The sequence below is a fragment of the Ruegeria sp. YKSF57 genome (assembly GCF_059612585.1).
This window is the reverse complement of the sequence record NZ_JBXWQW010000029.1, coordinates 40935-63083: the sequence shown is the minus strand read 5'-3', so window position 1 is coordinate 63083 and position 22149 is coordinate 40935. Positions and strand designations below refer to the sequence as shown.

At 55.0% G+C, this 22149-nt stretch carries 23 protein-coding genes and 1 other RNA gene; 15 read left to right on the top strand and 9 right to left on the bottom strand.

All coding sequences use genetic code 11. The annotated features are described in order from the left end of the window. The coding region (locus AC2FLX_RS13750) for a class II fumarate hydratase (protein WP_496875446.1) at positions 1–1086 on the bottom strand (1086 nt) is incomplete at its 3' end. Positions 1087–1294: 208 nt separating this feature from the next. Between AC2FLX_RS13750 and AC2FLX_RS13745 the strand changes: the two genes are divergently transcribed. After that, positions 1295–1858, top strand: coding sequence for a hypothetical protein (locus AC2FLX_RS13745; RefSeq protein ID WP_496743839.1), 564 nt, complete (start codon positions 1295–1297; stop codon positions 1856–1858). Positions 1859–1903: 45 nt separating this feature from the next. Here AC2FLX_RS13745 and AC2FLX_RS13740 read toward each other — a convergent pair whose 3' ends face one another. The 8 genes from AC2FLX_RS13740 to AC2FLX_RS13705 all read right to left on the bottom strand — a co-directional run bounded on the left by AC2FLX_RS13740 (position 1904) and on the right by AC2FLX_RS13705 (position 8500). Further along, positions 1904–2368: an SspB family protein gene (locus AC2FLX_RS13740; protein ID WP_496743840.1), complete on the bottom strand. Its 465-nt coding sequence runs from the start codon at positions 2366–2368 to the stop codon at positions 1904–1906. 76 nt (positions 2369–2444) lie between these two features. Beyond that, positions 2445–3695 carry a chromate efflux transporter gene (chrA, locus tag AC2FLX_RS13735; RefSeq protein ID WP_496809629.1) on the bottom strand — a complete coding sequence of 417 codons (1251 nt, stop codon included), beginning with the start codon at positions 3693–3695 and terminating at the stop codon, positions 2445–2447. Beyond that, positions 3692–4507, bottom strand: a complete 816-nt coding sequence (locus tag AC2FLX_RS13730; RefSeq protein WP_496809628.1) for a chromate resistance protein ChrB domain-containing protein — start codon at positions 4505–4507, stop codon at positions 3692–3694. Before AC2FLX_RS13730 ends, chrA begins: the two co-directional genes overlap by 4 nt. Before the next feature lie 128 nt (positions 4508–4635). Then, positions 4636–5067 (bottom strand): ester cyclase, encoded by a 432-nt coding sequence (locus AC2FLX_RS13725; protein WP_480748410.1) that lies wholly within the window; start codon positions 5065–5067, stop codon positions 4636–4638. Positions 5068–5166: 99 nt separating this feature from the next. Next, positions 5167–5515, bottom strand: a transfer-messenger RNA (tmRNA) gene (gene ssrA / locus AC2FLX_RS13720). A gap of 54 nt (positions 5516–5569) precedes the next feature. Continuing rightward, the gene (locus AC2FLX_RS13715) at positions 5570–6220 is read right to left on the bottom strand and encodes a hypothetical protein (protein WP_480748411.1); all 651 of its coding nucleotides are present in this window, start codon (positions 6218–6220) and stop codon (positions 5570–5572) included. A 13-nt stretch (positions 6221–6233) separates the two neighbouring features. Then, positions 6234–7634, bottom strand: coding sequence for a selenium-binding protein SBP56-related protein (locus tag AC2FLX_RS13710; RefSeq protein ID WP_496743846.1), 1401 nt, complete (start codon positions 7632–7634; stop codon positions 6234–6236). Positions 7635–7765: 131 nt separating this feature from the next. Beyond that, entirely contained in the window at positions 7766–8500 is a 735-nt protein-coding gene (locus AC2FLX_RS13705; protein WP_480748413.1) for a FadR/GntR family transcriptional regulator, read from the bottom strand. Positions 8501–8611: 111 nt separating this feature from the next. Between AC2FLX_RS13705 and AC2FLX_RS13700 the strand changes: the two genes are divergently transcribed. The 14 genes from AC2FLX_RS13700 (at position 8612) to lpxA (ending at position 22149) form a co-directional block, all read left to right on the top strand. Continuing rightward, positions 8612–9349 carry a DUF2182 domain-containing protein gene (locus AC2FLX_RS13700; RefSeq protein WP_480748437.1) on the top strand — a complete coding sequence of 246 codons (738 nt, stop codon included), beginning with the start codon at positions 8612–8614 and terminating at the stop codon, positions 9347–9349. Between the two features lie 12 nt (positions 9350–9361). Further along, on the top strand, positions 9362–10048 hold the full coding sequence (locus AC2FLX_RS13695; protein ID WP_496809627.1) for a DUF1326 domain-containing protein: 687 nt from the start codon (positions 9362–9364) through the stop codon (positions 10046–10048). Next, entirely contained in the window at positions 10048–10554 is a 507-nt protein-coding gene (locus AC2FLX_RS13690; protein ID WP_496809626.1) for a DinB family protein, read from the top strand. Before AC2FLX_RS13695 ends, AC2FLX_RS13690 begins: the two co-directional genes overlap by 1 nt. Before the next feature lies 1 nt (position 10555). Next, positions 10556–11650: a dimethylsulfoniopropionate demethylase gene (locus AC2FLX_RS13685; protein ID WP_496809625.1), complete on the top strand. Its 1095-nt coding sequence runs from the start codon at positions 10556–10558 to the stop codon at positions 11648–11650. Between the two features lie 72 nt (positions 11651–11722). After that, entirely contained in the window at positions 11723–12718 is a 996-nt protein-coding gene (gene acuI, locus AC2FLX_RS13680) for an acryloyl-CoA reductase (protein WP_480748417.1), read from the top strand. 181 nt (positions 12719–12899) lie between these two features. Beyond that, on the top strand, positions 12900–13466 hold the full coding sequence (gene frr, locus AC2FLX_RS13675; RefSeq protein WP_480748418.1) for a ribosome recycling factor: 567 nt from the start codon (positions 12900–12902) through the stop codon (positions 13464–13466). Between the two features lie 8 nt (positions 13467–13474). Beyond that, complete coding sequence (uppS, locus tag AC2FLX_RS13670; protein ID WP_480748419.1) at positions 13475–14206, top strand: undecaprenyl pyrophosphate synthase; 732 nt, start codon at positions 13475–13477, stop codon at positions 14204–14206. Continuing rightward, positions 14203–14985, top strand: coding sequence for a phosphatidate cytidylyltransferase (locus AC2FLX_RS13665; RefSeq protein WP_480748420.1), 783 nt, complete (start codon positions 14203–14205; stop codon positions 14983–14985). The genes uppS and AC2FLX_RS13665 overlap by 4 nt, the downstream gene beginning before the upstream one ends. Further along, a complete protein-coding gene (gene dxr, locus AC2FLX_RS13660; protein WP_496809624.1) occupies positions 14985–16157 on the top strand; it encodes a 1-deoxy-D-xylulose-5-phosphate reductoisomerase in 1173 nt (390 codons plus the stop codon). Before AC2FLX_RS13665 ends, dxr begins: the two co-directional genes overlap by 1 nt. A 4-nt stretch (positions 16158–16161) precedes the next feature. Beyond that, positions 16162–17514: an RIP metalloprotease RseP gene (gene rseP, locus AC2FLX_RS13655; protein ID WP_496809623.1), complete on the top strand. Its 1353-nt coding sequence runs from the start codon at positions 16162–16164 to the stop codon at positions 17512–17514. A 354-nt stretch (positions 17515–17868) separates the two neighbouring features. After that, complete coding sequence (gene bamA, locus AC2FLX_RS13650) at positions 17869–20229, top strand: outer membrane protein assembly factor BamA (RefSeq protein WP_480748423.1); 2361 nt, start codon at positions 17869–17871, stop codon at positions 20227–20229. 6 nt (positions 20230–20235) lie between these two features. Continuing rightward, on the top strand, positions 20236–20823 hold the full coding sequence (locus tag AC2FLX_RS13645; RefSeq protein WP_496809622.1) for an OmpH/Skp family outer membrane protein: 588 nt from the start codon (positions 20236–20238) through the stop codon (positions 20821–20823). 70 nt (positions 20824–20893) lie between these two features. Beyond that, entirely contained in the window at positions 20894–21367 is a 474-nt protein-coding gene (gene fabZ / locus AC2FLX_RS13640; protein ID WP_480748425.1) for a 3-hydroxyacyl-ACP dehydratase FabZ, read from the top strand. After that, entirely contained in the window at positions 21364–22149 is a 786-nt protein-coding gene (gene lpxA, locus AC2FLX_RS13635; RefSeq protein WP_480748426.1) for an acyl-ACP--UDP-N-acetylglucosamine O-acyltransferase, read from the top strand. Before fabZ ends, lpxA begins: the two co-directional genes overlap by 4 nt.

The following is a 22149-nucleotide window of genomic DNA, read 5'->3' as shown; positions in this document are numbered from 1 at the left end:
GTTATAAACGTTCAGCTCGAAATGGCCCTGACTGCCGGCAAAATTCATCGCGGCGTTGTTGCCCATTACATGCGCAGCAACCTGTGTCAGCGCCTCGGCCTGGGTCGGGTTCACCTTGCCGGGCATGATGGAGGAACCGGGCTCGTTCTCGGGCAGGATCAGTTCGCCAAGCCCCGAACGCGGGCCAGAGCCCAGGAAACGGATGTCGTTGGCAATCTTGTAACAGCTGCCCGCGATGGTCGCCAAAGCCCCGGACATAAAGACCATGGCGTCATGGGCAGCCAGCGCTTCGAACTTGTTCGGCGCGGTCACGAAGGGCAGGCCGGTGATCTGCGCCATATGGCTCGCGACCGCTTCGCCCCAACCGTTTTGGGTGTTCAGGCCCGTGCCAACGGCGGTGCCGCCCTGCGCCAGCTCATAGATGCCGGGCAGCGCTGCGTGAATGCGTGCAATCCCCTGACGGATCTGGTGGGCATAGCCGCTGAATTCCTGCCCCAGGGTCAGAGGTGTCGCATCCTGCGTATGGGTCCGGCCGATTTTGATGATGTCCTTAAACTCATCAGCCTTCTGCTCAAGACCACAGGCCAGCTTTTCAAGCCCGGGCAGAAGGACGTCACGAACACTCATCGCCGTGGCGATGTGCATCGCGGTGGGAAAGGTATCATTCGACGACTGACCCATGTTGCAATGATCGTTTGGATGCACGGGGTCTTTTGAACCAATGATACCGCCCAGAATTTCGATGGCTCGGTTCGCGATGACCTCGTTCGAATTCATGTTCGACTGGGTGCCAGAACCCGTCTGCCAGACGACCAGCGGAAAGTTGTCGTCAAACTTGCCTTCGATCACCTCAGCCGCGGCCTGAATGATGGCATCGGCAATCCTGGCATCCAGTTTGCCAGTCGCTTTGTTTTCCATCGCGCAGGCTTGCTTGATCACGCCCAGCGCACGCACAATGGCGATGGGTTGTTTTTCCCAACCGATCGGGAAGTTCATGATCGAACGCTGCGTTTGCGCGCCCCAATACTTGTCGGCAGGAACCTCGAGCGGGCCAAAGCTGTCGGATTCGGTGCGGGTCTGAGACATCTGTCACTCCGTCTGGTATGCTGTTGTATGCCGTTTAGCCGCAGCCAAGCCGTGACGCAATCGGCCAGTTGGGCGCACCTTATGCGCAAGGCTTTTGCAGGTACAGACTTTCTGGCGCGTCAATTTTTCGTGCCCGTGCGGAACTGTATCGTTGTTTGCCTTGGGCTCGGCTGTAAGATGGTTTTCATTACCAGAGTGGAGAATCCGGATGCTTGAACTGTTCCGAGAGCGTTTGTTCCGTGTGATGCGGTATGGGTTAACGGGTTTTTTGATCTTCTTGTCGGTATCCGGTTCCGGTTACGCGGCGGAAGTCTCGTCATACGTGGGAGTCTATCACGGCTCGGCCAACTTGGTGGATACAGAAGGAACAGAAACACCTCGGGATATGAGCGTCGCAATCGCCGAAACCAAGGACGGGTTTAACGTGAGTTGGAGCACGACGACTTATAGACAAGACGGGCGTGTGAAGGAACAGGAATACTCGGTCGATTTCTTGCCGACAGACAGGCCGGATGTCTATTCAGCTGCCATGCGCCGGAACGTATTCGGACACGAGGTTCAGTTGGACCCAATGAAGGGTGAACCATTTGTTTGGGGTCGAATTACCGGCGATACGATGACGATCTATTCCCTGTTCATTGACGATGCCGGAGGGTACGAATTGCAGCAATTCGACAGGACACTGGCCAAAGGTGGTCTTCATCTATCGTTCACACGGTTTCGAAACGGAACGAAATCCAGATCCGTTGAAACATTTCTGACCAAGGAATAAGGCCCGCGAATTGCGGGTCCGGGCGGCTTTTTGATTTCGAATGGATTATTTGCGGAAGCTATCCAGTGACACCACATCGGCATCGTGCCGTGGCTGTTCGGGTGCGTCTTCGAAGACCTCTGGCGTAGCATCCAGGGGCTCTTCTTCGTCTTCTCCATCGGCAGTTTCGAACCGAAGGCCGAATTCAACCGAAGGATCAACGAAAGTCTTTATGGCTGAGTACGGGATATAAAGCGGTTCCGGCGAGTCGCCGAAATTCAATGTGATCGAAAAACCATCATTGGTTACAATGAGGTTTTCGAACCAATGCTGCATGACAATGGTCATTTCTTCGGGGTACCGGTCACGCAACCAATCGGCGAGTTCGACCCCGGCATGGCGGGTGTCGAAAGTGATGAAAAAGTGGTGCGCCCCCGGAAGACCGCTCGCGGCGACGTCTGCCAGAACTGTCCTGATCAGCCCCCGCATCGCAGAGTGCATGAGGTTTCCGTAGTCAATGTCGCGCGACATGGTATTTCCTCGATAAATATTGGTTTCAGCATACGGGATTCGCTTGGAAACAAAAGTGCTTCTATCGGATTCTTGGTCAGATGAAATGCCCGATTGTTCCAGTGACCGCCAAAATCACCAAGGTCGTCTCAATGCGAAATTTGACCCCGAACACCAGGACCCCTGCAAATGTGGTCAACAATAGGGCTTCGACATTCAGTTGACTGGGATCTGGCAAATAAAAGGACATTGGTCCAAATGATACCGACGATAGTGATCCAAACAGCACGTTGAGCGCAAACCAGACCGATAGATTCAGGATAACACCGACCACTGCCGCAGAAATCGCAGCCAGTGCAGCAGCCAGTCGGGGGCGCGTAGAGATCTGCTCCAAATACGGTACGGCAAGAAATATCCATAAAAAGCAAGGAACGAATGTAGCCCACAAAGCGACGAGGCCGGCGGCGATAGAGAAGGCGAAACCGCCCTGGATATGACCGCTGAGCATCGCCACGAACTGGGTGACGAGTATCAGCGGGCCAGGCGTCGTTTCTGCAAGGCCCAGGGCGTCAATCATCTGGTCTGTCGAAATCCAGTGATATTGGTCCACCACAGTCTGTGTCATGTAGGCGAGAACCGCATATGCACCGCCAAATGTCACAACCGCCATTCGGGCGAAAAACCAGCCCAGATCGCTAAGTAACTGGTGACCTGAGGCGGTCACAACGAAGAGGGGAAGCAGCCAAAGCGTCATCCATATCGCAGCCGTTTTGACTGGATTATCATTAGGCCGTTTGATGGACGAAGGGACAGTCGTGGGCGTAGATGAGGTCATCAGCCCCCAGGTGGCAGCGAGTGCAATAATGAGTGGAAAAGGTAAGTTGAATACGAAGATGGCTATGAATGCCAGAACCGAGATTGACCTTGCCACGCCCGATACAAGCGCCCTGCGCGATAAACTCAGAAGCGCTTGGAGAACAATGATGATTACTGCCGCCTTGATGCCCAAAAAAGCGGATTGCACCAAGGGCAGCGCGCCGTATGCGGCATAGAGTGTAGTCAGGACGGCGATAACAATTGCGCCCGGGATAACGAACAACCCGCCCGCCAGCAATCCGCCAGAAACGCCCTTGAGCCGCCAGCCGGAATAGGTTGCCAACTGCATCGCCTCAGGGCCGGGCAAAAGCATGCACAGGGACAAGGCGCGCAGAAACGTCTGATCGTCGAGCCAGGGTCTTTTTTCAACAAGCTCCTGATGCATCAACGAGATTTGCGCCGCCGGACCTCCAAACGACATGACTCCGATCCGTCCAAAAACGCGCGCCAGATCGCCAAGTGTCGGGGTCATTTCTTGCGATCCGCCGGCCAGTCGTGTCCTTCTTCATACCCGTCACGCGCCCAACGGTATAACGCGTCATACAATTGAACCCCGGCCGTAAGCTGCTCGTGATCGTCCCGGTATTGGCGTGACAGACCGACGGAAATAGCAAGCAGGCCTGCCGCCTCAGGCGCCAGATCGTGCCGGTTGGTATCCGCCCCTCGCACAACTTTCGAAAGGTGATCAAGAGCAGTGGATCTAAGCTGGAATTCGTCAAGCATTGTGTCAAAGGTGCATTTTTCGCCCCGGTGACTCCAGAACGTGTCTTCGACATCAAATGGGGTTGCTGCATATCGTTCGGCGACCTCCGATACTTCTGCCGGTGCAACGAAGAGAAATCGTGCTTTGGGATCGACAAATCGCCGGATGAGCCAGGGACAGGCGATCCGGTCTATTTTGGGGCGATGACGCGTGACCCAAAGTGTACTACCGCCGACCGCCGCAGGAATATTGGCAGATGGAATCCGCATGGCTTCGGGATGCTCTCGCCAAGCGTACATTCCACCTTCCAGGAACTCGGCGCGAAAGCCATCATTTTGCAGCCAGGCCACCAAGCCCTGACTGAGCTTTTGGCCTTTTTGGCAGGCAATTACACAGGGCCTGTCACCAATTCGCTGGCAAAGCCCTTCGACGTCGGTGTGGGGGTGCCGGAACGACCCCGGAATCATAAAAGGATCGACCTGAAAATCTTCGTCAGTTGATACGTCGACGATGGTGGGGCTTGACGGAGTGCCGATCAGACGGATGAGTTGAGGGACTGTTATTGCGTTCGGAGCAACCATGGCATGTGTCCTTTTCCATTGGAAACATGCGAACCTTGGGCTGGCGCCTCACGGGGCGTTCGCAATCCAGCCCCATGCAACATTGCTAGCGCTTGATCGCGGTTGCCGTCAATACTCGGGATTGAACACTAGGCGAAATCCAAGCGCTGACCGGTCATGCAGACCGGCAGTGTATCTTGTGGAAACTGACCAAGTTGTTCAAAAAACGAGATGAAATCGAACTGATTGTAAGTTTCCACCATGACGCCATCGCGAAACCGCGCCATGACCTGACCGGAAACTTCGATGGGTGCGCCATTGTCCGCGCGTGAGGTGCGGACATGCAATATGGCCGACAGCCAATCATCGTCCTCGATAATCTTTGGTATATCGACCCGGATTTCACCAAGAATGTGCCTAAAAGCTGTTACCAGATCTCGAAAATCGTCCGGGCCGACCTGCATTTCCGGAATCAAGCCGTCGGCCAATGTATCCGGAGCAAAGAAGCGGGGAATGGCATCAACATTGCCTTGCTCCCAGACTTCCTTGTACCAAGCTTTCAAGGCGTCGGATTTCGTCATCTCGCATCTCCGTCGTTGTCTGGTCACGATGGGAGAAAAAGGTGTACAATACCTGAATCCGACCCAGCAATTTCGATAAAGTCTGATCTTTTTCAGGAAAATGCAGGTTTCTGTTGCCAGGTACCTGCGGACCCCGCCTTACGCGGCTAGGCGCAAGGGCTTAAGTTTCGGTCTTGTTACTGCTTACGCAGCAACTGCAACCGGAGCACGATTGTCGTTTGCAATTGTACTGTTCGGACCGGTAACGGTGGTACCTCACCGAGACAAAGCCAACCCCTTTAGACGTCCGTCGATCCTATTTCGGCCCCATGATCCCCAAACGAAGGATTTTGGTGGAGCCGCCGGGTACCGCCCCCGGGTCCGATCCGCTTATTACGAGCGCGTTTATGTCCATAGTCCCCAAAGGGACACTACAGATATAAGTGGGAAGTTGACCGATGCAAAGAGGCGAAACGCGATCCAGTATGCATTTAACAAAAAAGAATATCCGAGGAAGCGCCCCTCAAATCGCCGCCCAGAGACTGAGGCCACCGACAGCAACAAGACTCATTGCCCACACCAATTCCAGATCGAACCAGCTGCGTGACAGGAACCGAAGGCCTAGCCATCGATAGACCGCGACCGAAAGAACCGCTCCGACCGCAATCATCGCAACCGTGTGAAGTGTTGCTACCAGCAAGGTCAATCCTACATTCGCACCCATCAATTCACCGGCCGCCTGATGGCCGGTGCTTTCCTCATCCAGCTTACAAAGCCCCAAATAGATTGGAACGAGCATCAACGCTGCTCCATGCGCCAGAGCGACAAGGAATGACCAAAGCACAAGGCGGGCAGGCGGAACGCGGGACAAGAAGCGTGGATGCCTTCGGGTTGCCAGAAGATAGAGACCCATTGCTGTCACCAGAACCGATGCACCAATACGAATCTCGAGCTGCCACTCCACGAGCGTGGTCAGCATCGCGAAAGGCAGCAGGATGGCGAGCATGGCCAGAAAATGCCCCGCCGCCAATGCGCCCAGCGCGCGCAACAGAGCAGAATGTTTCTGCTCCATAAGCGCTGCGGAAACAGCCAGAGGCCACCCCATTCCCGGGTTAATCCCGTGATAAAGGCCGCTCAGAAAAACGGCCAGCCAAAGGCCGGCCGTTGTTGTCATCAGAGTGTCCAAGTCAGACCGAAGGATAGCAGAAACTGTCGGTTGAGCAGTCTCCGCCCTCAAGACGTATCTGGTGTGTGCGGTATCCGTCAGGGAATTCGACCCAGAACTCAGGATCCAAGGTTAACCCACCATTCTCGCCTACATCCGCTTTCACCATGGCCGCGCCCCGATCACCTGGGTAAAACTGGTCATCCCAGGTAGAATACAGCGAATTGGTCCAATAGACACGTTTGCCGTCGCGGCTGATCTCGACCATCTGCGGGCCATAGCCGAATTCCTTGCCATTGGGATGCTTGGTTTTCTTGACGATCCCGCCGATGTCGACCTTTCCGGCCAGAACGGGGTTCATCGGGTCGGATACGTCGTATTGATGCATCTCTCCAATACCCCAGCACGAGACATAGAGGTATTTGTCATCAAGACTGAGATCAATGTCGGTGACGAGCGGTGGTACGGCGGCAAAGCCTTTTAGAAGCTCTGGCAGGTCGTCGGGGTCCGCTGGTTGTGGGTCTATCGTGATGGTTTTTTTGGCCTCAAATGTGCCATCTGGCTTACGCCACCAAGTAAAGATACAGCCTTGCAGATTGGTTGTATCCACCACCACACCGCAGAATCCATGCTGTTTGACCGGATCATGCGCCGGGCGGATTTCCAAGGCCATCTGATGGTTCTCGCCCAGATCGATGGTTTGAACGTTTGTGCGGCTTCTCAAATTCCAAAAGTGAATCCGGTGCCCGTATTTGTTGGACAGCAAATCTTCGGGAACAAGGCCATTTTCGAACTGAGGCGGCAGGCCCCATTCCGAACTGACCATATAGTCGCGAGGCAGGTTCCACCAGAAATCATACTGCTTGTCCTGCACTCCGCGTTCGATTTCGTATCGGCCGATGATGTCGAATGTCTGACAGTCAAGAATGAAGATACCCGGAGGCCCATCAGTGCCGTCGGGCCCACCGCCGCCCAGCGTGCTGACATAGATGCCTTCGGGTCCGCAGTGGATCGTATGCGGGCGTGAATAGCCAGTCTTTGCAAAGACCTCCTCGGGTTCGATGATCTTGTGGATCTTGGCAGCCAAGGGATCTTTGACATCGATGACATAAATCCTGCTGGACCGAATACCCGGAATGATGAGGTAGCGCCGTTCAAGAAAGGCATGGCCCGTGAGTGGTGAAAGTGAAGAGGAGCAGGCATTCCATCCAAAGTGATGAAACTCATCGCCTTTTTCCGGCATGATCACTGAATGAACGATCTTGCCATAATCCTTCGACTTCGGATCGACATTGACCACTGCCAAACCGTCGGGTTGAGAGAAATCCGGGCTTAGCATAAGGGTAAAGGCCAAGGTTTCAGCCGGTGCTTCCATCGCTATCTTGGGGGATGGATAAAAGGTTGGGTCCGGTCTAAGATTCATAACTTCCTCCCGTAAATCGTTGATATATATTATTTATAGGGAAAACCGGTCTTGATGCCGGGCGCCACGCTGCCTGCCCGAGTGTCATGTTGCGACACACCGCGCGTCAAGCCCAGAGTTAAGGAATTGGATTATTCCGGCCGTTTCCGGCGTCGTTCGACGACGTCTTGCGCCAATTGCCGTGTGTAGGATTCCAGTTCTGCCAACGCCTTGTCCGCGGCCGGAGCGTCGCATGCATCAAGTGCATCCGCGATACGGGTGTGCAGAGCAATGATTGCTTCGCGCGATCGGGCCGTGAAGGTGATCATGTTCATCAGAGGCTGCATCGCCTCGACGGCTCCGGCGAGCTGATAGGACAGAACCGGATTTCCGGCGCCATCAACCAGCGCCCGATGAAACGCCACGTCCGAGGCGCAAAACGCCTCGTCGGTCAAACCGGGCTGTGATTGGCGAAAAATCTCGGCCCGCATTGTCGCCAGTTGGTCAGCCGTCCGACGCGTCGCCGACAACGGCGCACAAGCACGCTCCAGCGCATAACGGGCTTCGCAGGCAGTATCGAAGCTGACGGCGTTCATCGACAGCAACAGCGTAGAAGTGGTAATCTGTTGGGAATAGGCGTCTTCAAAACTCAGACGGTTTACGAAAGCCCCCCCGGTTGCCCCACGTTGAGTTCGGATCAGGGATTGTGCCGCGAGCCGTTTTAGTGCCTCTCGTACGGTCGGTCGCGACACCTGAAATTGATCCGCCAGTTCCGCTTCGGACGGCAACCGCGCGTCGACAATCAATGCACCGGAGACGATGGCGTCTTTGATGGCCTGGGCGATCTGGGCTGACAGATCGGCGGGGTTTTGCGGATCAATTTTCATGTGCACGTCATTTTTTATTTGTCTGACATTTAAAAGTCTGACATTTGAATTGCAAGAACTGAGTCGGGAGTTGAGGAGGGGATAGCCGTGCTGTCGAGTCGCATTCGCGCCATGTCCGCGCCTCACTGGTTGGGGTTGTTTGCGGTGATCGTAACCGCCTGGACGTTGCTGTATCTTATGGCCGTTCCGTCCGAAATACGCCAGTTTGCATCTGTCTATGGCGGCGAATTCTGGGCCAGCTTGTGCATCGTAACACCGGATACAGCCGGATTTGCGCGTTTGATCGCCATGTGGGTCTTGATGTCTGCGGCGATGATGGCACCTACCGTTTTGCCCGCCTTGGCAACTTACGAAGAACTCGGTCAGACCGGTGCTCCGGTCCGGATGCCGCGGTTGCTGGGCGGATATCTGTCGGTCTGGATTGGGTTCTCCGTTGCTGCTGCGTTGCTGCAGTTTGGTCTCTATCAAGTCGGATTGCTTGATCCGTTGGGACAAAGCGGCAGTGTCTGGTTGTCCGCCAGTCTGCTGGCCATCGCGGGCCTTTATCAGTTTTCGCCGATCAAAGATGCCTGCCTGGAAAAATGTCGCTCGCCCATGATGTTCTTTTTGGCGCATTGGGATGAAGGGCCGTGGCGCAACGGGATCAGGTTGGGGTTGGTGTGTCTGGGTTGCTGCTGGGCGCTCATGCTGTTGGCGTTTGTCGGAGGTGTCATGAACCTGGCGTTCATGGGATTGGCGACCGCGATCATGATTTTCGAGAAAATGCCCGATCTCGGGCGCTGGATTACCCGACCGTTGGGCGCGCTGCTTCTTGCGACCGCCGCGGCGATCGGTTTCGGATTGATCTAAGGAGGAATACTCATGGCAAATGACCGTTTGGAAGTGGTTGAAAAAATCGACAGCCGTCATCCTGCCGCGGAACGCAAGGATCCCGGCCTGACGCCTTGGACGATCAAGGGTGAACTGGTGTTGAACTGCAATTGCACGGTGTTTTGCCCCTGCGTGGTATCGTTGGGCAAGCATCCACCGACCGAAGGACATTGCCAGACCTGGGGCGGTGTTCGGATCGACAGCGGTCACTATGGGGACGAGGATTTGTCCGGTCTAAACATCGGGTTGCTCATCGAAATACCGGGCATGATGTCGCGCGGCAACTGGAAGGCCGCCGTGTTCATCGATGATCGCGCAAGCCACGCTGCGTTCGAGGGTCTGGTCAAAATCTTTTCTGGGCAGGCGAAGGGAACGACGGGCCTGTTTTCGGTTTTGGTGGGTGAGTTTCTTGGGGCCGAACGGCAGCCGGTTACGTATGTCAAAGAAGGCAAGAACCGCCACATCACGGTGGGTCGGAAGATCCAGGGCACTGTCTTCCCGGTCCAGGGCAAGGACAAGGATACGGATATCGTGATCTCGAACACGGAATACTGGATGGGGCCGGACATCACAGTCGCCACGGCCTCGAAGGGCAAGGTGCGGGCCTTTGGCCGGGTCTGGGATTTTGACGGGCGTTCCGCTGAAATCTGCCAGATCGACTGGCACGGACCAAAGTGATGATCTCGGCAGCGTATGCGCGCGAATTGGCCCGCTATAATTGCTGGCAAAACAGCCAGTTGGTGAGCTTTTTTGATGCGTTGAGCGCCGATGAACTGACCCGAGATCGGGGAGCGTTCTTCAGCTCGATCCTTGGAACGGCGAACCACCTGCTCTGGGGGGATACAATCTGGATGTCGCGCTTTGATGGCGGTCCGGGACCCGAAGGTGGTATTCCTCACAGTGCTGCGCTGCATAGCGAATTGGCCACATGGTTGCCCGCGCGGGGTGAGATGGATGATCGGATCGTCAAATGGGCGGACAGATTGAACGATCAAGCTCTGGCAGGGAAAATCACGTGGTACTCGGGAGTCGCGAAGCGCGAGATCAGCAAGCCCATGGCGATGGTGATCATCCATTTTTTCAACCATCAGACCCATCATAGGGGGCAAATTCACAAAATGCTGACAGAGACCGGTTCCAAGGCACCGGTCAGCGATCTGATCTTCATGCCGACGGAGTTCTGATATGGCCGTTATTTTTCCTAACCGTCGTGTCCGAAAGACGCCGTTCACACCTGGGGTCGAAGCCCAAGGTGTCGGCGGCTACACGGTCTACAACCACATGTTGCTGCCGACTTTCTTTGAAAGCGTCGAGGCGGACTGCGCACATCTCAAGCAACATGTACAGGTTTGGGATGTCGCCTGTGAGAGGCAGGTCGAGATAAAGGGGCCGGATGCTCTGCGGCTGATGAAGATCCTCAGCCCGCGCGACATGGGCAGTATGGCGGCGGATCAATGCTATTACGTTCCGACGGTTGATCATAACGGTGGCATGTTGAACGATCCCGTGGCCGTAAAACTGGCAGAAGATCACTATTGGCTGTCGGTCGCTGATGGTGATCTGTGGCAATTTTCTTTGGGCATCGCCGTTGCACTGGGTTTGGACGTGGAGGTTGACGAACCGGATGTGTCTCCTCTGGCGGTTCAAGGCCCTAAGGCCGATGAGTTGATGGCGCGTGTCTTTGGCGATGCCGTGCGGGATATCCGTTTCTTCCGCTACAAAAAGCTCCGGTTCGAGGATCGTGAGTTCGTGGTCGCACGGTCAGGTTGGTCCAAACAAGGCGGATTCGAGGTTTATGTCGAAGGCGAAGAATACGGCATGCCGTTGTGGAACGCCCTGTTTGCGGCCGGACGTGACTTGCAGGTGCGTGCCGGATGTCCCAACGGAATAGAAAGGGTCGAAAGCGGGCTATTGAGCTTTGGCTCGGACATGCGGCGCGAGAATACCCCGTATGAATGTGGGTTGGGACGGTTCTGCAACTCTCCAGAGGACTACATCGGCAAGGCCGCTTTGGCCGAGCAGGCGCGTAACGGACCGCCGCGACAGATCCGGCCCCTGGTGATCGAGGGCGAGATTGGACCCTGCACAGGGTCCTGGCCGTTGGTGGCCAACGGTGGCAGTGTGGGACAGGTCGCGTCGGCTGTGTTCTCGCCTGAATTTCAGGTGAATGTGGCAATAGGCATGGTTGATCGCGCCTGTTGGGAACCGGGAACTCGTATCGAGGTTCTAACGGAACACGGTATGCGATGGGCTGTCGTGCAGGATCGGTTTTGGCGTTAAAATAGGGTACGTCAATTTCTTGGAGAGAAAGAAGAGCGGACTGTAACCCGGAAGTGAAAAGGGAAGATTGAGATGTTCAATGCGTTGGTTGTGGAAAAAGACGAGCAAAGCGGAAAGACCAGTGCGTCCGTAAAGCAGATCGCTGTGGATGATCTGCCGAATGGCGAGGTTCTGGTAGCTGTCGATTTCTCTACTGTGAACTACAAGGACGGGTTGTGCATCGGACCGGGCGGGGGGCTTGTTCGCAAGTACCCGCATGTTCCGGGAATCGATTTTGCGGGGACGGTCGAGCAAAGTTCCGATGATCGTTACAAACCCGGTGACAAAGTGGTTCTGACCGGTTGGCGCGTGGGTGAGGCGCATTGGGGCGGGTACGGGCAAAAAGCTCGGGTGTTGGCCGATTGGTTGGTTCCATTGCCTGCGGGGTTGGATACGCGCCAGGCGATGGCGGTCGGAACCGCAGGACTTACGTCGATGCTTGCTGTCATGGCGTTGGAGGATCACGGTCTGCAAAAGGATCACGGGCCGGTTCTGGTCACCGGGGCGGCAGGAGGCGTCGGCAGTGTGGCAACCGCCATTCTGGCCAATCTCGGCTATGAAGTCGCGGCTGTGACTGGTCGTCCGGAGCAAGAAGCGTATCTCAGGGGGTTGGGTGCGACCCAGGTTGTCGGACGGGATGAATTCAGTGAAACCACGCGCAAGCCATTGGAAAGCGAAACCTGGGCCGGCTGCGTCGATGCCGTTGCCGGTGTGATGCTGGGGCGGGTCTTAAAGCAGATGAAATATGGCGCATCCGTTGCCGCCATTGGTCTGGCTGGAGGAGCGGTAATCGAGGGCGCGTTAATCACGCCATTCATACTGCGCGGTGTGAACCTGCTCGGTATCGACAGTGTGATGCAACCTTATGCCAACCGCGTACGAGCATGGAATCGCATCGCCTCTGACCTGCCCATGGATAAGCTTGAGGAAATGATCCAGCCTGCGACACTCGGAGATCTGCCAAAACTGGGCGGAGACATCCTGAAAGGTCAGGTCAAAGGTCGCGTCGTAGTGGATGTGAACGCTTAGGTTCGTCCTAATTTGGTGACCCGTCGACCAAAAAGGGTCGGGCGGGTCACGTCCCTTGTTATTGTGAAATTCGGCGAGTCCTCTCGCAATTGCGAGAATTCCCGGCCATGATTGCTATACATCCCATTTGTGATGGCTTATCACCCATCCCAACAGCACCTGAATTCGGGGAGTGAGCAGCATGTCTGATGATTTTGAACTGGATACCAAAGATCTGCAGCGCCGCATGGACGGCGCGATGGCCAACCTGCGTACAGAATTCGCCTCGCTGCGAACGGGGCGTGCGTCCGCCTCGATGTTGGAGCCGATCATGGTCGATGCCTATGGCGCGTTGACCCCGATCAACCAGGTTGGCACCGTGAATGTCCCTGAGCCGCGAATGGTTACCGTAAATGTCTGGGACAAATCGTTGGTTGGAAAAGTGGAAAAAGCCATTCGTGAAAGTGGATTGGGAATCAATCCGCAACTCAATGGCACCATCATAATGTTGCCGATCCCCGAGCTGAACGAAGAGCGTCGTCGTGAGTTGGGCAAGGTTGCGGGGCAATATGCGGAACATGCCCGCGTTGCCATTCGAAACGTGCGCCGAGACGGGATGGACCAGATCAAGAAAGCTAAGAACGACAATGCGGTCTCGGAAGATGACCAGAAGTTCTGGGAAGCCGAAGTGCAGGAACTGACCGACAAGATGATCAAGACCGTGGACGACGCGTTGGAGCATAAACAAGCGGAAATCATGCAGGTCTGAGCGGCACCATGCCAAAAGATCCCATAAGCGAACCGGCCGTGGGGCCACGTCATGTCGCCATCATAATGGATGGCAATGGGCGTTGGGCGCAGGCCAGGGGGCGACCAAGGTTGTTTGGTCACCATGCGGGTGCAAAACGTGTCCGTGAAGTGGTTGAGGCGTGCCCTGATCTTGGCATCAAGTATTTGACGATTTTTGCTTTCTCAACCGAAAACTGGAAGCGTACGCAGGCGGAAGTCGCCGGGTTGATGAGTCTTTTTCGTCGTTATATTGCCAAGGAAACAATGGCGCTGGATGCGAAAGGCGTTCGGGTTCGTTTTATTGGCGATCGGGTTCGATTGGATGAAAAGCTGATTTTGCTAATGGACACGCTGGAGGAAAGAACCAGGGAAAACAAAGGCGTGAACCTTACAATTGCGCTCAACTATGGTGGCCGGGATGAGGTGTCGCGGGCTACGAAGCGTCTGGCACAAGACGTCGCCGATGGTCGGTTGAAACCCGATGACGTCGACGAAGAGACGCTGCCCAAATACCTGGATACACATGTTTTACCGGACCCGGATCTGGTGATCCGAACCAGCGGTGAGGCGCGAATTTCCAATTTCCTTCTCTGGCAGTCCGCCTATGCCGAGTATGAGTTTATCGATACATTGTGGCCGGATTTTACGGCCAGCGAACTTGAGCGCCTGTGCCGGAGTTATGGTGCACGCGACCGCCGTTTTGGGGCCGTTAAGGTATGAATGATGGGCGTTGGTCGGATCTGACGGCTCGCGTTATTTCGGCCATGGTTCTGGTTACTGTCGGGGCGGTCGAAGTGTGGCTTGGTGGGCTATGGTTCGAGTCCTTTATCGCGGCGGCGTCGGCACTTATGATTTGGGAGCTTGCTCGGATGATCTCTCCCGATCATCGTGGGGTTGCGCTTCAACTCGCGCTTGTGACTGGCTTAGCGGTTTTCATAAGCTACCACCTTCCGCCCGTTTTCCGCCTGCCGGTTCTGTTGGCCCCTGCTCTGGTCGGAGCAGGACAGGTCGGTCGAGAGAAGGGCATTTATTTAGTATTCGCGTTCTGGATCGCCGCGTCGGGATTGGGCTTCATCCTCATCCGCGAAGGCTTGGGGTTCGGCTGGATTCTTTGGTTGATCGCCGTTGTAGTGGCTACCGATGTGGCCGGGTATTTTGCTGGGAAGGCTATTGGAGGCCCCAAGTTCTGGCCTCGTGTCAGTCCCAAAAAAACCTGGTCCGGAACCGCCGGCGGATGGATCGCAGCTGGGCTTGTTGGCGCAGTATTCTCTGTTTATGCGGGGATTGGTCCTGGTTTGATTGTCATGTCTGTCATGACGTCCATGGCCAGCCAGTTCGGGGATATTGCCGAAAGCGCTTTGAAGCGCAGGCTGGGTGTCAAGGACAGCTCCAATCTAATTCCGGGGCATGGCGGTTTTCTGGATCGCTTTGATGGTATGATGGGTGCGGCCGTATTTGTCTTGTTGGCAGGGCTCATTTATGAGCCCGGAGTGATGTAATGCGAAAGGTCACGATTTTCGGCGCCACCGGGTCGATTGGTCAAAGCACCATCGATTTGATTGATCGTGATGTGGACGCTTATGACATCGTCGCTCTGACCGGCGGTGCCAATGTTAAGCGTTTGGCTGAAGACGCCCAGCGTTTGCGCGCGGACGTCGCGATTACTGCCTACGAAGAACACCTGCCGGAACTGCGCCACGCTTTGGCCGGCACCGGTGTCGAAGCGGCGGCGGGGCAGGCAGCGTTGGACGAGGCCGCGTCCAGGCCGGCTGACTGGGTCATGTCAGCGATCGTCGGTGCCGCGGGGCTGGCACCGGGGCTCGAGGCGCTGAAACAAGGTGCTACGCTGGCACTCGCCAACAAGGAAACGCTGGTTTGTGCCGGTAAATTGGTGTTGGAAACTGCCAAAGCTCACAATGCAAGTCTGCTGCCGGTCGACAGCGAACACTCGGCGGTGTTTCAGGCGTTGGTTGGCGAGGATATTGAAGCGGTCGAACGAGTCATTATTACGGCAAGTGGTGGAGCGTTTCGAGACTGGTCGATGGAAGACCTGAAGCAGGCGACAGTGGAACAGGCTTCACGGCATCCGAACTGGAATATGGGTCAGCGGATTACCATTGATAGCGCCTCCATGTTCAACAAGGCGCTTGAACTTATCGAAACAAGAGAGTTTTTCGGTGTTGACCCATCGCAGATCGAAGTCGTCGTCCATCCAGAATCCATGGTGCACGCTTTGGTTGGGTTTCGTGACGGCGCATTGATGGCGCACTTGGGAGCGCCTGACATGCGCCACGCCATCGGTTATGCATTGCATTGGCCGGAACGACGCGAATTGCCAGTTGATCGTCTGGATCTGACAAAACTTGAGCGGTTGCATTTTCGTCAACCGGACGAAACGCGGTATCCCGCACTTCGACTGGCGCGCGAAGTGATGGAACGAGGGGGCTTGGCAGGCGCTGTTTTCAATGCGGCTAAAGAGCGAGCCTTGGATCTCTTCATAGCGCGCAAAGTCGGGTTTCTGGAGATGGCTGCCATCGTTGAAAGCGTTCTTGACAGATTTGAGGGCGCTTCAGGTCTTATTGACGCCCCAATGACCCTTGATAACGTTAAGCAAACAGACCATCTGGCACGTAGGTGGACAGATGACGCGATGCTGAAACGAGCAGGATAAAAACTTGGATATCATCACTCTGATCCCGCAATTTGGCGGATTTATGTATACGATTCTGGCCTTTGTCGTGGCGCTGTCTGTTATTGTGGCCGTGCACGAATATGGCCACTATATCGTTGGCCGTTGGACCGGCATACACGCCGAAGTGTTTTCCCTGGGTTTCGGACCGGTCTTGTGGAGTCGGATGGACAAGCATGGCACGCGTTGGCAGATCGCGGCCCTGCCATTTGGTGGCTACGTCAAATTCCTGGGGGATGCCAACGCGGCATCGGGCAAGGATGGCGAGTCAATGGCCGAGATCTATCGCAACAATCCGGATGATATCCGCCACACCATGCACGGCGCACCGCTTTGGGCGCGTACAGCAACTGTTGCCGCTGGGCCGGTCTTTAATTTTATTATGTCGATTATCGTATTCGGTTTGATATTCATGTTTCAGGGACAGGCCAAAAGCCCCCTGACTGTTGGAGAATTGTTCCCGTTGCCGAACACGGTTCAAGAGTTGCGGATCGGCGACGAAATCAGAGCAATCAATGGAGTAAATACACCGGATTTCGACCAAAGCGCCCAATGGTCCGGATTTGTCGACAGCCTGCCTGAGTCCGCGTCTTTGGACTACACGGTTCTACGGGATGGACAAGAACTGGTTGTCAAAGGTCCTTGGCTGTTTCCACCTTTGATTCAACAAGTTGCTCCTCGCAGCGCGGCGATGGACATTGAGTTGGAACCGGGGGACGTTATTCTGTCCGTTGATGGCGATCCGATCTTTGCCTTTTCTCAATTGAAAGAGCGCGTCGAAACATCCGATGGACGCGTATTGCTGTTGGATGTCTGGCGGGACGGGCAAACGCACGAATTCGCGTTGGCACCCAGACGTACGGATGAGCCGCAACCCGAAGGCGGGTTTGTCACGCACTGGCGGATTGGGATTGTTGGCGGGATGATGCTGGAACCTGCCACCGAACCAACCGGTTTTCTGACAGCACTCGGCGATGGCGCTGCACAGACGATGAGAATTGTCGAAGGGTCATTGTCTGGCATATGGCACATGATCACTGGTGCGATCAGTACTTGCAATATTTCCGGACCTATCGGTATTGCGGAAACATCCGGCGCCATGGCCAGCCAGGGGGCGCAAAGTTTCATTTGGTTCATCGCTGTTCTGTCGACCGCAGTTGGAATGCTGAATCTGTTCCCGATCCCGGCGTTGGATGGGGGGCATCTGGTGTTTTATGCCTACGAAGCCATTGCCGGACGCCCACCCAGTGATGCGGCGTTGAAGGTGTTGATGGGGGTCGGGATCACGTTGATCCTGTCATTGATGGTGTTTTCCCTTAGCAATGACTTGTTCTGCTGAGTAAATGGAACAGTGGCGATACGCCTCAATTCCGCCTCAGTAATGCCTCATTCCAAAGCTAGGCTGGCTCAACTGAACCACATCATTCTGTCGATCAAACCATGATTCATTCTCTGCAAACTTCGTATCGCGGCATCAGCCTCATCATGTCTTTGAACTGGGATAGGTTTCTCAGTTTTGGAGCGATTGCGCTGGCACTAGCGGCAGGAGCGTATGTGCTGAGCCTCTGATTCTTTGTTATGAGCAATCCCGAACCGCGCGACCTTTTGGTCGCGCTTTGCTTTTGTGGTTTTGACAACATGCAGATATCCCGGTAGTGACCATTCTAGGGCCACAAAAACTTGGATTGATAACATGAGTGACGGCAGAGGCGCGCGCACATCCTGCGATCGAAACACGGTGCATAGCTATATCTTGTTGCGCGCTGTACTTTCTATTTTTCTGGTCTTTGCTGCGGCCAGTTTCTCTACAACCGGGGCCGCACTGGCGCAAACATACACTTTCAACTCGATCCAGGTCGAAGGCAATCAGCGTATTGATGACACAACCGTTGTTTCGCGTGCCGGCATAGAACGGGGGCAGGAAGTGACCGCTGGACAGTTGAATGACGCCTTTCAGCGTCTGCTTGACAGTGGTGTTTTTGAGACAGTCGAACTCACGCCTCGTGGCAATACCTTGGTTATTTCGGTCAAAGAAAACCCGACGATCAACAAGATCAGTTTCGAAGGCAATCGACGCATCAACGACGACCGTTTGCAGGAAGTGATCCAGTCCGAGTCGCGCAGGGTGTTCACACCCGAACAGGCTGAAAAAGACGCAAATTTGATTGCCGAGATTTACTCGGCACAGGGGCGGGTCGCGGCAACTGTCGTTCCAAGGATCATCAGGCGCAGCGATAACCGCGTCGATCTGGTTTTCGAAATCGCCGAGGGCGATACGATCGAGATCGAAAGAGTTAGCTTTGTTGGCAACCGCGTTTATTCCGACCGCCGCTTGCGCAGGGTTCTGGAAACCAAGCAGGCCGGTCTTTTACGGGCCTTTTTCCGCTCGGATACCTTCATTGCGGATCGCATTGAGTTTGACAAACAAGTGCTTCGCGATTTCTACCTGTCGCGCGGATATGTTGATTTCCGCGTCAACAGCGCCAACGTGGAATTCACCCGTGAACGCGATGCGTTCTTTCTGGTCATGAACGTGACAGAGGGCCAGCAGTTCAAGTTCGGCAATGTTTCGGTGGTTAGCGAAATCCCTGGTGTTGATGCGGCACCATATCAGGCTGCGCTGAAGATCAAGCCGGGTGTGATTTATTCACCATCGCATGTTGAGAACTCGTTAGTTCGGTTGGAGAGGCTTGGTCTGAAGCAGGGAGTGGACTTTCTGCGTGTCGAGCCTCGCGTGAATCGGAACGATAGAAATTTGACGCTGGATGTCACCTTCGCACTGGTCAAAGGACCGCGCATCTTTGTCGAGCGGATCGACATTGAGGGGAATACCACAACACTTGATCGCGTGATCCGCCGGCAGTTCGACACCGTGGAAGGTGATCCATTCAACCCGCGTGAAATCCGTCAAAGCGCAGAACGAATTCGCGCTTTGGGTTTCTTTTCGACCGCTGACGTTGAGACCCGCGAAGGAACGTCACCAAGTCAGGTAATTGTTGACGTGGACGTTGAAGAACAGCCAACTGGTTCGCTCAACCTTGGTGGCAGCTACTCGATTTCGGATGGTTTTGGTGTTGCGGTCGGCCTTCAGGAAACCAACTTCCTTGGGCGCGGTCAAACACTTGGCCTGACCTTGTCGACCGCACAGGACTCTGAGCAATATGCAATCAATTTCTCGGAACCATATCTGTTGGGCCGTCGTTTGCGGTTCGACCTGGGTTTGGGTTTGGCCAGGCAAAACTCGAGCTTTGCGAACTATGACACCAAGCGTGTTTTCTTCAATCCGTCCCTGAGTTATGCGATCGGCGAGCTTTCTACGCTTACCCTGCGCTACAGTTGGGATGATAGCGAAATGATCTCGCGGGAAGATCAGGCTGTCGGTAGTGTTATTCAGTCGGAAATCAATCAGGGTGAATTGACTTCGAGCTCATTGGGCCTGTCATACACCTATGACAGCCGTATTGGCGGTTTGAACCCGAATGCCGGTGTGCTGTTCCAGGTTGGTGTAGATGCAGCCGGTTTGGGTGGTGACAATGAATACATCAAAACCACTGCCAGGGCTGTTGCTCAGCAAAGGGTTCTGAATGAAGAAGTGACGCTGCGCGCCGACTTGGAAGTAGGGGCTCTTTCCTGGAGCGGGGACAACTTTAGCCGTACTATCGACCGCTTCATCCTGGGGCCCAACACGTTCCGTGGTTTTGAACCAGCCGGGATCGGGCCGCGCGATCTGTCCAACGGCCAGGATGACGCCATTGGAGGCAACTATTACTGGGTCGCGCGTTTCGAGGCGGATTTCCCGTTGGGATTACCGGAGGAGCTTGGGCTGCGTGGCGGTGTGTTTTATGACGTGGGGAACCTCTACAATCTGGACAACGTGAATACCGCTGGCGGCAATATCGTTGGGGCGGATGGCTCGGTTCGCCATGTGATCGGGTTGTCATTCCTTTGGACTACAGGTTTCGGGCCGCTACGCTTCAACTTCTCAAAGGCACTCAAAAAGGAAGACTTCGACAAGGAGCAGAGCTTTGACCTGACAATTCAGGCACGGTTCTGAGGCCGAATGAACACCTATGTTCGCCAGTTTCTGACACAAGGCCCGATTTGGGCCTTGTGTTTGTTTCTGGTTCACTACTCTCCCTTCCCAGTCAATGCGCAACAGCTCGGTTTGCCCGAGAAAGACATCCTTACGATATCCAGTGAAAAACTCTTTTCTGAATCGGCTTTCGGGCGGCGGGTTATCGAGGAGATTGAGGCAGAAGGAGCGATGCTCGCCGCCGAGAACGAACGGATCATCGCCGACCTGAGCCGCGAAGAAAAAGAACTGACCGCACTGCGTCGTGACATGGAACCCGATGCGTTTCGCGAACTGGCGGATGCATTTGACAATAAAGTCCAATCACACCGGGATGGGCAAAAGGCGAAACTGGATGCGCTTACAGCGAGAACGGATCGAGCGCGGGCCATGTTTCGAGAGTTGGTAAGACCTGTTCTTGCCCGCCTCATGCAGGATACCGGGGCAGGAGTGATCCTGGAACGCTCCAATGTGTTTTTAAGCTCGGACGCAACGGATATCACCGATTTGGCAATCGCCCGTATCAATGCCGCGATTGGTGACGGGCGAGAGTTGGAAAACCGCGATACGGAGTAGGTACGCTTGCCCTAACCGAACTGTATTGCTAACCACGCATGAAAGACATCCAGAACAGGAAAATCGCGCCATGACCACGGAAACCAAGAGTGCAGACATCCAGCTGATTCAGCGTATTCTGCCGCATCGCTATCCGTTTCTGCTGGTCGACAAGGTTGTCGATATCAAGGGCTACCACTCAGCAGTGGGCATCAAGAACGTCACAATGAACGAGCCGCATTTTCAGGGACATTTCCCCGGAACCCCGATTATGCCCGGCGTCACGATTGTCGAGGCGATGGCACAGACGGCAGGGGTAATGCTGGGGGTCGGCATGAATGTCATCGACAGCGAACTGCTGATTTATTTCATGAATATCGACAAGTGCAAATTCCGGCGCAAGGTTGTGCCAGGCGACGTATTGGAAATGCATGTCGAAACCGTGCGCGGCAAGGTTGGTGGCAAGATTTTCAAGTTCAGCGGACGCGCAACCGTGGATGGAGAAGTGGCTGCCGAAGCCGAGTTTTCGGCTTATGTCGATTGGGATATGGAAAAAACGACATGAGCCGTGTTCACCCCAGCGCTATTGTTGAAGACGGCGCAGCCATCGGTCGGGACTGTGTGATTGGTCCTTTTTGCTATGTTGGACCGCAGGTCAACTTGGCTGATCGGGTAGAGTTAAAATCCCATGTCGTTGTCACCGGTGAAACCTCGGTCGGAGAAGATACAGTCATCTTCAATTTCGCGGTGATTGGTGAAATCCCACAGGATTTGAAGTTCCAGGGCGAAAATACGCGGCTGGAAATCGGCAAACGAAACCGCATCCGCGAGCATGTCACTGTCAATTCCGGCACCGTGGGTGGCGGCGGTGTTACCAGGATCGGCGATGATTGTTTGTTGATGGCGGGTGTCCACGTGGCTCACGACGTGCAGATCGGCAACCGTGTCATCATGGTCAATCACGCAGGTGCGGCTGGTCACTGTATCATCGAAGATGACGTGATCGTGGGTGGTATCTCGGGATTGCATCAATGGGTGCGCGTCGGTCGGGGCGCGATTATCGGAGCGCTTACAATGGTTCCCAATGACGTGATCCCTTACGGATTGGTTCAGGGGCCACGTGGGGTACTTGATGGTCTCAATCTGGTTGGGCTCAAGCGACGTGGCGTTCCACGCGAGGATATTTCCGCGCTGCGTGCAGCGTTTCGTGAGCTTTCCGAGGGTGGGGGGACGTTCATGGAGCGCGCCAAACGCGTTGGAGAAACGAGTCACAGCGAATACGTGCAAAGGATCGTTGATTTCGTGACCGGCGATACCGACCGCTCCTTCCTGACGCCGGGAAAATGA

Bases quoted from the DNA above. Each gene is read 5' to 3' on its own strand.
- AC2FLX_RS13745 (WP_496743839.1), top strand. From the start codon at position 1,295: ATGCTTGAACTGTTCCGAGAGCGTTTGTTCCGTGTGATGCGGTATGGG.
- AC2FLX_RS13740 (WP_496743840.1), bottom strand. From the start codon at position 2,368: ATGTCGCGCGACATTGACTACGGAAACCTCATGCACTCTGCGATGCGG.
- chrA (WP_496809629.1), bottom strand. From the start codon at position 3,695: ATGACCCCGACACTTGGCGATCTGGCGCGCGTTTTTGGACGGATCGGA.
- AC2FLX_RS13730 (WP_496809628.1), bottom strand. From the start codon at position 4,507: ATGGTTGCTCCGAACGCAATAACAGTCCCTCAACTCATCCGTCTGATC.
- AC2FLX_RS13725 (WP_480748410.1), bottom strand. From the start codon at position 5,067: ATGACGAAATCCGACGCCTTGAAAGCTTGGTACAAGGAAGTCTGGGAG.
- AC2FLX_RS13715 (WP_480748411.1), bottom strand. From the start codon at position 6,220: ATGACAACAACGGCCGGCCTTTGGCTGGCCGTTTTTCTGAGCGGCCTT.
- AC2FLX_RS13710 (WP_496743846.1), bottom strand. From the start codon at position 7,634: ATGAATCTTAGACCGGACCCAACCTTTTATCCATCCCCCAAGATAGCG.
- AC2FLX_RS13705 (WP_480748413.1), bottom strand. From the start codon at position 8,500: ATGAAAATTGATCCGCAAAACCCCGCCGATCTGTCAGCCCAGATCGCC.
- AC2FLX_RS13700 (WP_480748437.1), top strand. From the start codon at position 8,612: ATGTCCGCGCCTCACTGGTTGGGGTTGTTTGCGGTGATCGTAACCGCC.
- AC2FLX_RS13695 (WP_496809627.1), top strand. From the start codon at position 9,362: ATGGCAAATGACCGTTTGGAAGTGGTTGAAAAAATCGACAGCCGTCAT.
- AC2FLX_RS13690 (WP_496809626.1), top strand. From the start codon at position 10,048: ATGATCTCGGCAGCGTATGCGCGCGAATTGGCCCGCTATAATTGCTGG.
- AC2FLX_RS13685 (WP_496809625.1), top strand. From the start codon at position 10,556: ATGGCCGTTATTTTTCCTAACCGTCGTGTCCGAAAGACGCCGTTCACA.
- acuI (WP_480748417.1), top strand. From the start codon at position 11,723: ATGTTCAATGCGTTGGTTGTGGAAAAAGACGAGCAAAGCGGAAAGACC.
- frr (WP_480748418.1), top strand. From the start codon at position 12,900: ATGTCTGATGATTTTGAACTGGATACCAAAGATCTGCAGCGCCGCATG.
- uppS (WP_480748419.1), top strand. From the start codon at position 13,475: ATGCCAAAAGATCCCATAAGCGAACCGGCCGTGGGGCCACGTCATGTC.
- AC2FLX_RS13665 (WP_480748420.1), top strand. From the start codon at position 14,203: ATGAATGATGGGCGTTGGTCGGATCTGACGGCTCGCGTTATTTCGGCC.
- dxr (WP_496809624.1), top strand. From the start codon at position 14,985: ATGCGAAAGGTCACGATTTTCGGCGCCACCGGGTCGATTGGTCAAAGC.
- bamA (WP_480748423.1), top strand. From the start codon at position 17,869: ATGAGTGACGGCAGAGGCGCGCGCACATCCTGCGATCGAAACACGGTG.
- AC2FLX_RS13645 (WP_496809622.1), top strand. From the start codon at position 20,236: ATGAACACCTATGTTCGCCAGTTTCTGACACAAGGCCCGATTTGGGCC.
- fabZ (WP_480748425.1), top strand. From the start codon at position 20,894: ATGACCACGGAAACCAAGAGTGCAGACATCCAGCTGATTCAGCGTATT.
- lpxA (WP_480748426.1), top strand. From the start codon at position 21,364: ATGAGCCGTGTTCACCCCAGCGCTATTGTTGAAGACGGCGCAGCCATC.